Annotated in this window: 12 protein-coding genes and 1 pseudogene; 4 read left to right on the top strand and 9 right to left on the bottom strand. The window is 62.2% G+C overall.

The window, feature by feature from the left end; all coding sequences use genetic code 11:
- From WCA53_RS21460 to WCA53_RS21435, 6 genes and pseudogenes are all read right to left on the bottom strand, one after another.
- Nucleotides 1-829: pseudogene (locus WCA53_RS21460) on the bottom strand (transketolase); the annotation flags it as partial.
- A 41-nt stretch (nucleotides 830-870) separates the two neighbouring features.
- Nucleotides 871-1,743: a phosphoribulokinase gene (locus WCA53_RS21455; RefSeq protein WP_423915367.1), complete on the bottom strand. Its 873-nt coding sequence runs from the start codon at nucleotides 1,741-1,743 to the stop codon at nucleotides 871-873.
- Nucleotides 1,744-1,789: 46 nt separating this feature from the next.
- Nucleotides 1,790-2,890: a class 1 fructose-bisphosphatase gene (locus tag WCA53_RS21450; protein ID WP_423915365.1), complete on the bottom strand. Its 1,101-nt coding sequence runs from the start codon at nucleotides 2,888-2,890 to the stop codon at nucleotides 1,790-1,792.
- 28 nt (nucleotides 2,891-2,918) lie between these two features.
- Nucleotides 2,919-3,812: a CbbX protein gene (gene cbbX / locus WCA53_RS21445; protein WP_423915371.1), complete on the bottom strand. Its 894-nt coding sequence runs from the start codon at nucleotides 3,810-3,812 to the stop codon at nucleotides 2,919-2,921.
- A gap of 90 nt (nucleotides 3,813-3,902) precedes the next feature.
- Complete coding sequence (locus WCA53_RS21440; protein ID WP_423915363.1) at nucleotides 3,903-4,316, bottom strand: ribulose bisphosphate carboxylase small subunit; 414 nt, start codon at nucleotides 4,314-4,316, stop codon at nucleotides 3,903-3,905.
- Between the two features lie 34 nt (nucleotides 4,317-4,350).
- Nucleotides 4,351-5,841 carry a form I ribulose bisphosphate carboxylase large subunit gene (locus tag WCA53_RS21435; protein WP_423915361.1) on the bottom strand — a complete coding sequence of 497 codons (1,491 nt, stop codon included), beginning with the start codon at nucleotides 5,839-5,841 and terminating at the stop codon, nucleotides 4,351-4,353.
- 410 nt (nucleotides 5,842-6,251) lie between these two features.
- Here WCA53_RS21435 and pqqA point away from each other — a divergent pair, with 410 nt between their 5' ends.
- The 3 genes from pqqA (at nucleotide 6,252) to WCA53_RS21420 (ending at nucleotide 7,819) form a co-directional block, all read left to right on the top strand.
- On the top strand, nucleotides 6,252-6,326 hold the full coding sequence (pqqA, locus tag WCA53_RS21430; RefSeq protein ID WP_423915369.1) for a pyrroloquinoline quinone precursor peptide PqqA: 75 nt from the start codon (nucleotides 6,252-6,254) through the stop codon (nucleotides 6,324-6,326).
- Nucleotides 6,327-6,500: 174 nt separating this feature from the next.
- On the top strand, nucleotides 6,501-7,103 hold the full coding sequence (locus WCA53_RS21425) for a DUF447 domain-containing protein (protein ID WP_423915358.1): 603 nt from the start codon (nucleotides 6,501-6,503) through the stop codon (nucleotides 7,101-7,103).
- A 17-nt stretch (nucleotides 7,104-7,120) separates the two neighbouring features.
- Nucleotides 7,121-7,819 (top strand): (5-formylfuran-3-yl)methyl phosphate synthase, encoded by a 699-nt coding sequence (locus tag WCA53_RS21420; protein ID WP_423915355.1) that lies wholly within the window; start codon nucleotides 7,121-7,123, stop codon nucleotides 7,817-7,819.
- 49 nt (nucleotides 7,820-7,868) lie between these two features.
- Here WCA53_RS21420 and WCA53_RS21415 read toward each other — a convergent pair whose 3' ends face one another.
- From WCA53_RS21415 to WCA53_RS21405, 3 genes are read right to left on the bottom strand one after another with little or no spacing between them, the layout of a single operon-like run.
- On the bottom strand, nucleotides 7,869-8,459 hold the full coding sequence (locus WCA53_RS21415; RefSeq protein WP_423915353.1) for an aspartate kinase: 591 nt from the start codon (nucleotides 8,457-8,459) through the stop codon (nucleotides 7,869-7,871).
- A 55-nt stretch (nucleotides 8,460-8,514) separates the two neighbouring features.
- Complete coding sequence (locus WCA53_RS21410; protein ID WP_423915351.1) at nucleotides 8,515-9,621, bottom strand: hydantoinase/oxoprolinase family protein; 1,107 nt, start codon at nucleotides 9,619-9,621, stop codon at nucleotides 8,515-8,517.
- Nucleotides 9,618-10,661: an ATP-grasp domain-containing protein gene (locus tag WCA53_RS21405; RefSeq protein ID WP_423915349.1), complete on the bottom strand. Its 1,044-nt coding sequence runs from the start codon at nucleotides 10,659-10,661 to the stop codon at nucleotides 9,618-9,620. The genes WCA53_RS21410 and WCA53_RS21405 overlap by 4 nt, the downstream gene beginning before the upstream one ends.
- Before the next feature lie 11 nt (nucleotides 10,662-10,672).
- Here WCA53_RS21405 and WCA53_RS21400 point away from each other — a divergent pair, with 11 nt between their 5' ends.
- Nucleotides 10,673-11,437, top strand: a complete 765-nt coding sequence (locus WCA53_RS21400) for a HisA/HisF-related TIM barrel protein (protein WP_423915346.1) — start codon at nucleotides 10,673-10,675, stop codon at nucleotides 11,435-11,437.
- Nucleotides 11,438-11,729: the final 292 nt, after the last annotated feature.

Genomic DNA, 11,729 nt, shown 5'->3' with positions numbered 1-11,729 from the left:
GCGGCGCACCATGCACATCGTGCGTCCCGGCCATCGACGGCGAGCCCTTTCCAATCACCGTCTTGCAGCAGATCAAAGTCGGTCTGCCGGCAGCACGCGCATGGCCTAACGCGCGGTCGACGGCGTCGACGTCATGGCCATCCACCTCGCGCACCACGTGCCAGCCATATGCCTCGAAGCGCGCCGGGGTGTCGTCGCCGAACCAGTGGGCCACGTCACCGTCGATCGAGATACCATTGTCGTCGTAGAGCACAGTCAGCTTGTTCAACCCGAGCGTGCCCGCCAGCGAAGCCGCCTCGTGCGAAATGCCTTCCATCAGGCAGCCATCGCCGACAAAGACATAGGTTCGATGGTCGACAATCACATGTCCTGGCCGGTTGAACTCCCGCGCAAGCAAGGCCTCGGCAAGCGCCATCCCGACCGCGTTCGCCAACCCCTGGCCCAGAGGACCGGTCGTCGTTTCAACGCCCGGTGTCAGGCCCACCTCGGGATGCCCCGGAGTCTTGCTACGCAGTTGCCGGAAGCGCTTCAGTTCGTCGAGCGGCAGGTCGTAGCCGCTCAGGTGCAGGAGTCCGTATAACAACATCGACCCATGCCCATTCGATAATACGAAGCGGTCCCGGTCCGCCCAGTCGGGGTCCGTCGGGTTATGTTTCAGGTGCCGGCTCCACAACGCGACAGCAATTTCCGCCATGCCCATCGGCATGCCGGGGTGACCGGATTTAGCTTGACCGACGGCATCGACAGCGAGAAAACGCAACGCGTTCGCCATCAAACGGGTGTCGTTGCGAACGCCCGGCGGCGCGGATACTTCAGTGACAGCATTCATCGGATGCCTCCTCTACTTTAAAAAACGAAAAGACGAAACCCTCACGCGCGAGCACGCCGATCGAGCAATTGCAGTATCAGCGGCGTGAAGATGAGCTGCATCGCGAGACCCATCTTTCCGCCCGGCACGACGATCACATTCGGACGCGACATGAACGAGTCGTGCAGCATGGTGAGCAAATAGGGGAAGTCAATTCCCTTGGGTCGAGCGAACCGGATGACCACAAAACTCTCGTCCGCCTGCGGAATTTCGCGTGCAGTGAACGGGTTGGACGTGTCCACGGTCGGCACCCGCTGGAAGTTGACATGCGTGCGCGAGAACTGCGGGCAGATGTAGTTCACATAGTCCGGCATACGCCTCAGGATGGTGTCGACCACTGCCTCGTGCGAATAGCCCCGCAAGGTCTGATCGCGATGCAGCTTCTGAATCCACTCCAGGTTGATGATCGGCACCACGCCCACAAGCAGGTCCGCATGACGCGCAATGTCAACGTTGTCCGTCACGGCGGCACCGTGCAGCCCTTCATAGAACATCAGGTCCGTGCCGGCGGCAACGTCCTCCCACGGCGTGAACGTGCCCGCGTCCTGCTTGTAAAGGGCAGCTTCCGCGTCGTCGTGAACATAGTGGCGAAGCTGTCCGCTACCGGTATTGCCGTAATTCGCGAACAGTTGCGCCAGCTCTTCAAGCAGATTGGCCTCGGGGCCGAAATGGCTGAAGTTGCGCACGCCGTCACGCTCGCTTTGCTTGAGCGCCTCGCGCATGCCCAGGCGATCGTGCCGATGAAACGCATCGCCCTCCACAATCTGCGCGTTAATACGTTCGCGCCTGAAAATGTGGGTGAAGCTCTTCATGACGGTTGTCGTACCCGCGCCGCTGGAGCCGGTCACCGCAATGATCGGATGTTTGACTGACATGATGAGTCTCCTGGTTTTCTTAATCGAATTCGATCAGGCGACGCTCTCAGACCGGTGCTTCAGGCAAGAACAACGACCGTTTGTTAAAGAGCGGCGACGTGTACGGCTTGTCTTCGCCACGGTCATAGTCGGCGTGATAGCGGGCAATGCGCGCCACTTCATTCTTCGATCCCAGGATCACCGGCACCCGTTCATGCAACGCGCGAGGCTGCACGTTGAGAATCCGCTCGCGCCCCGTGGTCGACATGCCGCCCGCCTGCTCGATCAGGAAACTCATCGGACTGGCTTCGTAGAGAAGACGCAATCGGCCCTGCATGGCCGGCATCTTGAAGTCGCGCGGGTACATGAACACGCCGCCACGCATCAGGATGCGGTGGACCTCGGCGACCATCGAGGCAATCCAGCGCATGTTGAAGTCGCGTTCGCGACAACCGCTGCGACCGTCCTTGCATTCCTGCACGTAGCGGCGCACGGGCGGCTCCCAGAAGCGTTCGTTCGACGCGTTGATCGCGAACTCGCAGGTATCCTCAGGAATGCGGATATCCGAATGCGTGAGCACGAAATTACCGACCTCCCGATCAAGCGTAAAGCCATGCGTGCCGTTGCCGACCGAGATGACGAGCATGGTCGATGGCCCGTATACCGCATAGCCCGCGGCGACTTGCTCGTGACCCGGCCTCAGGAATGCGGCGTCGATCGCTTCGGGGCGTACCTTCAACTCGGCGGGAGCGCGCAATACCGAGAAGATCGATCCGACCACGCCGTTGATATCGATATTCGACGAACCGTCGAGCGGATCAAACGCCAGCAGATAGTCACCGCGCGGGTACTCGGGCGGAATCGCGTAGACGTCCTCCATCTCTTCGGACACCATGCCCGCCAGCAGTCCGTCCCACTCGCAGTGCTGCAGGAAGATGTCGTTCGTCGCAATATCGAGTTTCTTCTGTTCCTCGCCATGCGTGTTGATGGTCGCAGCCGTTCCATAGTTTCCGCCCAAAGCGCCCTTGGTAAGTTGCGCCGAGATGGTCTTGATCGAAGCCGCCACATCGATCAGTAATGCCGACAATCCGCTGGCCTGCACGGGTGACGGGTTACGGTCGAGCGTATCGATCAGGAACTTTGAAAGTGTGGTCCGTCCATCCAGCATGGCGCACTCCTGAGAGGTTTAAGCGTAGTCAAGCGGGTCTGGGCGGCGGCGTGTCGAACACGCGGCTCGCGCGAATATCGGTGGCGGACAGCAGCGTCAGCGCGGCAGTATCGGACGGGCCGCCGCCTTGCATTGCATCGGTGAAAAGGCGGCTGGCCTGGCGTAATCGCGCACGATCGAGCGCATTGCGCACCGAGCGTGCGTTCGCAAAATTCGGCTGACGGATGCGACGCTGCAGATAGTCTTCGAACGCGCGCCGCGCGTCGGCATCGAGACGGTAGTGCATCCGTTCAAGCATGCCTTCGGCAATCTCGATCAGCTCGGCAACGTCGTAGTCGGGGAACGTGACGTGATGCGCGATCCGCGAGCGAAAGCCCGGATTGCTCTGGAAGAAGGTTTCCATGCGCGACTCGTAGCCTGCCAGAATCACCACCAGGTCCGAGCGCTGGTTCTCCATGGTCTGCAACAGGATTTCGATGGCCTCCTGTCCGTAATCGCGCTCATTTTCCGGTCTGTACAGGTAATACGCTTCATCGATAAATAGGACGCCGCCCATTGCTCGCTTGAGCACATCGCGTGTCTTGGGCGCCGTGTGCCCGATGTACTGGCCGACAAGATCGTCACGCGTGACCGACACAAGATGCTTACGGCGGATATAGCCCAGCCTGAACAGCACGTCAGCCATGCGCAGCGCGACCGTCGTCTTGCCGGTCCCCGGATTGCCGGAGAAACACATGTGCAAGGTGGGAGCGCCGCTCGCTATGCCAAGCGTTTCGCGCGCCCGCTCGACTAGCAATTGCGCCGCTATCTCGCGGATACGCGTTTTCACCGGCGCAAGACCGACCAGATCGCGATCCAACTCCGCCAGCACGTCGGCCACCGTCGACTCGCGAAACAACTCGACCAGATCAACACTGGGCATGTCTGGTCTTGCAGGCGATTGTGCGGCCGATTCATGAACCGGCAGATCGGCGGTGGCTAACGTCATCGTCATGTCTCCCATGGCTCATGCTTAGCGGTTTGACGGCGGCTGGTCGTTCGAATAGGACTTGATTGCGTAGTGCTGCACACGGCCTTGAACGTCCTGGCGTTCGAGGCGAAAGCCTGGTTCATCCTGCGGCCGGTTGACGATGAACGACAGCCGCATGGTCTCGAAACCCCGCACCGAATCGAACGCGTTGACCTTGATGTAATGCTGCGGATACGTCGTGCGGCAAGCCTTGACCTCCTGCATCGCACCAGCCGGGTCTTTCAGGTCGAACATCGGCAGGCCCCACATTTCCCAGTAGGTGTTGCGCGGATGCGGGTCGTCGGTGAACTCGACCGAGCACGCCCAGCCCTGCTGCAATGCGTAGTCGATCTGCAAGCCGATCTCCTCATCGGTGAGTTCAGGGAGGAATGAAAACGTACCCTGGGTGATTCGCATGGCTAACCTCTCATTCAATAAGATTCTTGAAGCTTCAGGCCGGCGTCGGCGTGGTAGCGAAGTCCGGCGTGTCGGTTGACGCATAGTTGAACGTCACGTCGCGCCATGTATCGAGTGCCTGCTTGAGCGGCGTGCACCAGCGCGCCGCGCTCTCCAGTATTTCCGGACCTTCGTGCGCGATGTCGCGGCCTTCGTTGCGCGCCTTCACCATGACTTCGAGTGCAACGCGGTTGGCGACAGCGCCCGCCTGAATGCCCGCCGGGTGACCGATCGTGCCGCCGCCGAACTGCAGGATGCAGTCGTCGCCGAACAGGTCCAGCAACTGGTGCATCTGCCCTGCATGAATGCCGCCGGAAGCCACCGGCATGACCTTGCGCAAACCCGCCCACGGCTGCTCGAAGAAGATGCCGCGCGACAAGTCCACCGGATTGCGCGACTCACGCAACACGTTGTAATAGCCCTGTACCGAAAGCGGATCACCCTCGAGCTTGCCGACCGCGGTACCGGCATGTGCATGATCCACGCCCGCCATGCGCAGCCACTTCGCAATCACGCGAAACGAGATGCCGTGATTTCGCTGCCGCGTATAAGTGCCATGTCCCGCGCGATGCAGATGCAGGATCATGTCGTTGCTGCGGGCCCAGCGCCCCATTGACTGGATCGCCGTCCAGCCAACCACCAGGTCGATCATCACAATGCACGACCCCAGCTCCTTCGCGAATTCGGCGCGTTCGTACATGTCCTCCATCGTCCCGGCCGTCACGTTGAGGTAATGTCCCTTGACCTCGCCGGTAGCGGCTTGCGCGCGGTTCACGGCTTCCATGGCAAACAGGAAACGGTCGCGCCAGTGCATGAATGCCTGCGAGTTGATGTTCTCGTCATCTTTCAGAAAATCGAGGCCACCCCTCAGGCCTTCGTACACCACGCGTCCGTAGTTCTTGCCCGAGAGCCCCAGCTTCGGCTTCACCGTTGCGCCAAGCAACGGGCGTCCATACTTGTCGAGCCGCTCGCGTTCGACCACGATCCCCGTCGGCGGTCCCCGAAAAGTCTTGAGGTAAGCAACAGGCATGCGCATGTCTTCAAGGCGCAGCGCTTTCAACGGCTTGAAGCCGAACACGTTGCCGATGATCGACGCCGTCAGGTTCGCGACCGAGCCTTCCTCGAACAGGTCGAGGTCATACGCGATATACGCGAAATACTGGGGCTCCGCGCTGCTCGAAGCCGGCACCGGCTCGACGTGATACGCCTTCGCTCGATACATATCGCAGGCGGTAAGCCGGTCGGTCCAGACCACGGTCCAGGTCGCCGTCGACGATTCCCCCGCCACCGCCGCCGCGGCTTCTTCGGGCTCGACGCCTGGTTGCGGCGTGATTCGAAAGAGCGCAATTACGTCGGTGTCCTGCGGTACGTAATCGGGCTGCCAGTAACCCATCTCGCGATACTTCATGACACCCGCCGAATAGCGGGAACGCGGGGTCGACGCGTGGGATGCCGGCTCTACAGCGGCCTGGGTGAAGTCGTTCATTACGGTTGCCTCGAAAGTGAAGAAAGCGCTACGGAAGCTTCAAAGCGCCTGATGACCAGATGACATGAACAGGCCTGCGCGGTGATTGAAATGTAGCCGTGGGCCGTTCCGAGGGGAATTCACGATTTTCTTCGCCAGGCTTAAGCGATCCGTTAACCTAGGGTGTTCCCTAGCGCCACGTGCCCCAACGAAGTGGGACACTTTGCTGCGGTTCCGCGACAGTCAGGCGCATTCGCCATTGCGCCATCCAGCCCGCGAGTTCCTTATGTGCTCCGAACAAGCCGCGCGTCTTTTGGCACGCCGCTTGCGTGTGGGTGGTTGCCGGCGCACCTTGTCGCTGTGGAAGTTGCTGTAAAAATACGACGACGGGTTGCACTGGCCTTCCGTTGGATAACTTGATGGAGATAACTATGAAGTGGACGACCCCGAGCTACACCGATATGCGTTTGGGTTTCGAAATCACAATGTATATCGCAACGCGTTAAGCGCCAGGCGCCGCCGTCGGCCCATTGTCCTTGCAGTAACCGACGCGCGGCTCAGCGCGACAGTCAAGCGTATCGGCGGCTGACGAATCTGACGGATAGCTAACGACTACGCTTAAGTTGGGATGTGCCAACCCGCCGGCTCCTAGTGCGTCGCCACGACCAGCGTTCCTCACCATGATTTACGAAACGATCGTCACGACTGCGGCGCGCGATGGCCGGCCCCACATTGCCCCCATGGGCGTGCGTTTCGAGGACGGCCTGGCGATCCTTGCGCCTTTTCGCCCCTCCACTACGCTGGACAATATTGTCGCCACGCACGCAGCCGTGATCAATTTCACTACCGACGTTCGCGTGTTCGCAGGCTGCGTGACGCGCTATTCGAGAGATTGGCCGACACTCCCCGCAACGCGGGTGGCCAGCGTGCGGCTGTCGGATTCGCTCGCTCACACGGAGCTTGAACTCGATACCTTCCAGGACGATCCGCAACGTCCGTTGTTGCGCATGAGAAGCGTGCATAGCGAGACGCATGCGCCATTTACCGGCTTCAATCGCGCGCAGGCTGCCGTGGTCGAGGGTGCGATTCTTGTGAGCCGCCTGTTCATGTTGCCTGCCGAAAAAGTGGACCATGAAATGGCGTACCTGCAGATCGCCATCGATAAAACCGCCGGCGAGCAGGAGCGTATTGCGTGGGACTGGATCACGGCGGCGGTGGCGCGCCATCGCGCGGGCGCGGCTCCTTCGCATGAGTTGAACACGCTCTCGCCCGAGCGGCACTGAACCTCCTGGAGGTCTTGATGACTGCATTGCTCGCGAGCGTCCGCTCGTCTGAAGAAGCGCTGGATGCCGCGCAGGCGGGTGCCGAACTGATCGATCTGAAGGAACCGGGCGCCGGGGCGTTAGGCAGCGTGTCCCTGCACGAGATCACGCGGATCGTGGCGACGCTGCGCTCGACCTATCCGGTCAAGCCGATCAGCGCGACTATCGGGGATGTAGCGACCGATGCGATCGACGAGATATCCGCCCGAGTCATTGAAGTAGGCAATACGGGCGTGGACTATGTGAAGGTTGGCGTGACACCTGGAGATTCCGCACGGCGTTGCCTGATTGAACTCGCTAGCTTGCCGGCGGCGGTCGTGCCGGTGTTTTTGTGCGACGCGGGTATCGACGTGGATCTGACACGTTTTGCAGCGGAGTTGGGCTTTCCGGGAATCGTGTTCGATACCGCCGTCAAGGACGGCCGCACGCTCTTCGATTGTGTCGATAAAAACAGGCTGGCGGATTGCTTGCGGGCTGCCGGTGCGCACGGCGCGATGACTGGGTTGGCAGGGTCGCTTGGGCTGAAGCAACTCGCAGACATTCGCGAGTTGGCGCCGGATATTGCGGGGTTTCGCACTGCGCTGTGCGAGGGCGGTCGTGGCGGCCGCCTGGACCCGGCGAAGGTCTCGCAATGGGCGGAAGCACTGCATCGGAGTGCGGTTGCAGATGCTCACTGAGCGAACGTTCGCCGAGAGCGGGTGACTCGGGGTGGTTCGGGGCGATTCGTTACGCAACCGGAATATGCAACAACCGCTCCCTCATCAAGCCAGCATCGCCCTTGTTGAACATCTCCACAACGTAGTTCGCGTCCGCCACGTGCCCGGCGAAGCGTGCATCGACAACCCCTTTCGACGACAGGGCCTCGAGCGGGGTCCCCGCTTCCATCGCGCAAGACTTCACCACCATCAGCCGCTCGGCGTTCAGCGTGGTCGACAACCACGCGGCAAGGCTATCCGACGTAGTGTCCCAGTTGCTCATGTCATCGGGTGTATCGCGCATCAGGTCGGTCGGCACCCACACGGCCACGCGGCCGTCGCGCAATGCACGGCGGATGCGAATCTCGTTCGATGCCAGCACCAGTTCAGGCAAAACCCCCTGCATCAATATGGCGTACTGCGCCATCGCGAGCAGACACATGTTGTGGGCGGCAAGGTCGCCGAAACGCCACTCGCTCTGGTACTGGCGAACCGTGTCCGCGAAATCCCCGCCGCCCGGCACGATCACGACCCGTCCGCCGCCCACTTCCCAAAGCTGGGTAAGCCACTCGCGCAGCGACGGGTCGTGACTCAGGCTTCCCCCGATTTTCACCACCCACATGACATGTCCCTCGCTCCGATCTGCCACCACGCGCCCACACCGCCGAACGCTTGAATCAAGCTGCCGCCGCCGTACTCTGAAGCGCCGCGACGGCAGGCTCGCGAAGCACCTGCGCGAACAGCAACGCCACTGCCACGCCCGGCGCGCAGGTGGCTATCCATTCTGGCAATTCCTGAGTCGCGCGGGGCGCGTCGACCAGGTTCGCGAAATCGATAAAACCGCGCCCTTGCCGCTGTGCCAGCGCAACGGCGAGAAACCGCCCGCACCCTGCACCCACCAGCGGCGCGCGCGCAAGTGACGGATGCGCCTCCACCACGCGGGTCAGGTTCTCCGCCAACATCCGCATCTGCTCGCCGCGCCAGGTAAGCGCCATTTCGCGCCATTCGTTGTCGCCGGCATCGCGAGCGTCAAGGCCGATCATTCGTGCAATCCGGGCGCGGCTCGCGGCCTCGGTCTTTGGTCCGTTATCGGCGCTCGGATGCTGATCGTGCGCCGGCCATAATTCGCCCGTTAACCGATACACATCCGCCGTCGTTGCGAACCATTCGTTCATCACGTTCACCTGCTCGCCACGAAAAACAATACGATGCGATACACCGCACAACGGCGTGCGGACCACGCCCTGATACACCAGTTCTCCACTGACAAGCCGACGCGCGTCGTCACAGCCGCGCGCCACGACTTGCCCCGCGACGATCGGCACAATATCCGTAGTGGTGCTGCCTATATCGACGAGCAGCGCATCACTGACACGGCTCGCGACCCATTGTGCGGTTGCCCGCCAGTTGGCCGATGCCACTTCGCGCCAGCCGTCGGCACATTCGGCGGCCGCGAGCCAGCGCGCGGTTCCCGCGAAAAACCGCGTGTCCTCACCAAGCCGCCGCGCGAGCGTATCTGCGAGAACCCTGACGCCCTCGGCACGATCTGCGAAGAGATCGACCATCTCGCCTGTCATGGTGACCGCCTGGCGGGCAGCCGCGTGGCGAGCATCCGGCCAGCGGTCGAACACCGAGTCAAGCACCTTCTCCAGATGTCCGAGCCCTTGCCACAACGGACACGCCCATTGCGCGATGTCGAGCAACTCGCCGGACTCGGCCACCATCGACACCTTGACGTGCGCGCCGCCCACATCCCAGCCAAACACCACCGCGCTGGTTTTCATGAATGCACTCCTGACGTACACGCGTGGACACCGGCCCCGCATGCCTGCGGCATGCCATGCGCCTTGAGCAGATCGCCGGCGAGGTTGCGCCCGAGTCGCGCCGATAATCCCGCGTACGCCGCCGTCAGCCGCGGATTGACCTCGATCACGACCGGCCCTCGTTGCGCATGCCACACCAGATCGATTCCGACAAAACCGCGCAAGCCACGCAACGCCGCTACGACGCGTCGCGCCAACGCTTCAAGTGTCACCCCCTGCGCGCCCTGCCGGTCGATCTGATCGACCTCCACGCCGCTGAATTCGACCACATGCTCCTTCCTTCCGGGCGCCGCCGTGTCCTGCAAGCCAATTAACTGCCGGTTGACGCTGACCAGTTCCACACCGTGCTCGCCGCATATCAGCGAGAGACTCAACGGCTCGCCATCGACCCATTCCTGAAGGACAGGATTGCGGCCGGCCGCCGCGCGCGCGTCGTACTCAGTGCAGGCATCGCTGAAATGGTCGTAGACGAAAGTGTCGAGACCGCCCGCGCCGTCGTCAGGCTTCACGACCCAGCGCGCGTTCGGGTTGTCCGTGAGCGCGCTCTCGCCCGGTTCCAGCGCGGGCGTCACCGCTATACCGTGCGCTTCCAGGCAAGCCGCCGTCGCGCTCTTGCTAGATGCGGTCCTGATCGCTTCCTTCGAACATCCGAGCCAGCGCGCCGAGCCGACGCAATCATGCAAATGCAGCAGCAGGCCATCGCATTCGGGCGCAATGATCCACGCCCGGTCATGCTGCCGGGCAACACGCGCGACAAAACCCATGATCGATTCGCCGGGTATCGCCTTGCAATGACTGCGCGCCGGATCTACCGTTTCGAAGCGCGAGCTGGCGAACGTCACCTCCACGCCGCCGAGCGCGAGCAGGTCCTCCACCAAGGCGTCGCGCATCGCGCGGCCTTCCACGACGAGCGCACTAAGGTCGAGCAGGCTGGCCGCGCCGGCGAGTGCCGGATCGATGCCGCCGCCGGTGAGATACTCGTACACGAATAACTTGGTCAAGGGTCCCTTCCATGCAGGTGATACCGGTACTCGATCTTCTCGATGGCCTAGCCGTACGCGCCGTGCGTGGCGAGCGCGCCCGATACAGGCCGATCGAGTCCTCACTGTGCGCGACCAGCGAGCCGCTGGCCGTCGCTCATGCACTGCTGGCCGCGACCGGCGCGCCTGCTCTATACATTGCCGACCTCGGGGCGATCCTGCAGCAAGGCGATCACGCCGGTCATGTTGCTGCGCTGCTCAACGCGCTCGATCAGGCCGGCCACGCGTCTGGCCACAACGTAGAAATCTGGCTCGACGCGGGCTTCACTGACTTCCCCTCAATGCACACGCTTTTTCGACGCATCGAATCGATCCATCGCACCCATGGCGTTCAGCCGCCCAGCCGCGCCACGCTCGTGCCCGTCTTCGGCACTGAGACCCTTCTCGACACGGACGCCCTTCGCGACGCACAAGCCGCCGGTTTCGCTCCCGTACTCTCGCTCGATCACCGCGCGGGCCGCCTTGTCATCGAGCCGTCGGCAGCACAGTCCGATACGTCATGGTGGCCATCGCGCGTGATCGTGATGACGCTCGACCAAGTGGGCTCCTACGAGGGTCCTGACCTCGACACCTTCGCCGCGATTCGGGCTCAAGCCGGCGATCGTGAACTCATCGGTGCCGGCGGTATTCGCCACCTTGCCGATTTGTCCGCCGCGGCTTGCAGCGGCGCTGCCGCGTGGCTCGTGGCATCCGCCCTTCATGACCGCCGGCTCGATCCCGCGTCTGCCAAACCCTGAACCGACCACACAATATCCATGCCAACGGGCACGCCGCGCTATCGCCTGTAAACGTTTGGCAAGGAACCGTGGCAGCCATGCGCAGCGGGTGACACTGTGTTCCAGCGCCGCACATATTGTGCTGCGCAGCGAGTGTCATCCGGGTTATGGACACGCGGCTGCGGTGCGGTGATAAAGCGCGCTACCGCGTGTCTCCCCGACGCCCGCCGCATCTGCAGAAAACAGGCTTAGGGCAACCGACTACCGCCTTGCTTCAAAAACCGGCATGGACTTTGCATTAACGGCTTCATGC

The sequence above is a fragment of the Caballeronia sp. genome (genome assembly GCF_049581465.1).
Lineage (GTDB): Bacteria > Pseudomonadota > Gammaproteobacteria > Burkholderiales > Burkholderiaceae > Caballeronia.
This window is presented reverse-complemented; position numbering and strand designations above follow the sequence as displayed.

Excerpts from the sequence above, each read along its gene's own strand:
- WCA53_RS21425 (WP_423915358.1), top strand. The coding sequence starts at position 6,501 with ATGATTTACGAAACGATCGTCACGACTGCGGCGCGCGATGGCCGGCCC.
- WCA53_RS21435 (WP_423915361.1), bottom strand. The coding sequence starts at position 5,841 with ATGAACGACTTCACCCAGGCCGCTGTAGAGCCGGCATCCCACGCGTCG.
- WCA53_RS21420 (WP_423915355.1), top strand. The coding sequence starts at position 7,121 with ATGACTGCATTGCTCGCGAGCGTCCGCTCGTCTGAAGAAGCGCTGGAT.
- WCA53_RS21400 (WP_423915346.1), top strand. The coding sequence starts at position 10,673 with ATGCAGGTGATACCGGTACTCGATCTTCTCGATGGCCTAGCCGTACGC.
- WCA53_RS21410 (WP_423915351.1), bottom strand. The coding sequence starts at position 9,621 with ATGAAAACCAGCGCGGTGGTGTTTGGCTGGGATGTGGGCGGCGCGCAC.
- cbbX (WP_423915371.1), bottom strand. The coding sequence starts at position 3,812 with ATGCCCAGTGTTGATCTGGTCGAGTTGTTTCGCGAGTCGACGGTGGCC.
- WCA53_RS21455 (WP_423915367.1), bottom strand. The coding sequence starts at position 1,743 with ATGTCAGTCAAACATCCGATCATTGCGGTGACCGGCTCCAGCGGCGCG.
- WCA53_RS21450 (WP_423915365.1), bottom strand. The coding sequence starts at position 2,890 with ATGCTGGATGGACGGACCACACTTTCAAAGTTCCTGATCGATACGCTC.
- WCA53_RS21415 (WP_423915353.1), bottom strand. The coding sequence starts at position 8,459 with ATGTGGGTGGTGAAAATCGGGGGAAGCCTGAGTCACGACCCGTCGCTG.
- WCA53_RS21440 (WP_423915363.1), bottom strand. The coding sequence starts at position 4,316 with ATGCGAATCACCCAGGGTACGTTTTCATTCCTCCCTGAACTCACCGAT.